At 63.7% G+C, this 215-nt stretch carries 1 protein-coding gene; it reads left to right on the top strand.

What is annotated here, in order from left to right; all coding sequences use genetic code 11:
• On the top strand, positions 1-215 hold a 215-nt coding region (locus ACPYOM_RS23460; protein WP_481347822.1), incomplete at both ends, for a hypothetical protein.

Below are 215 nucleotides of genomic sequence, written 5' to 3'. Positions count from 1 at the left end.
CCCCCCCCCCCCCCCCCCCCCCCCCTGCCAAACAAAACACCCCCCCCCCAGATTACTACGCGTCTCGTGGGCTCGGAGATGTGTATAAGAGACAGGGACGGTACCGCTCGACCTCGAGCAGCCACCGGGAACCGATCCACGAGTACGGGCAGCTCGCGGGTCATGACACCTCTTGTGACTGTCTCTTATACACATCTGACGCTGCCGACGACGGA

The organism is Monashia sp. HAY1-2A (genome assembly GCF_056755315.1).
The sequence above is the reverse complement of the archived record's forward strand: the minus strand, read 5'-3'. Positions and strand labels throughout refer to the sequence as shown.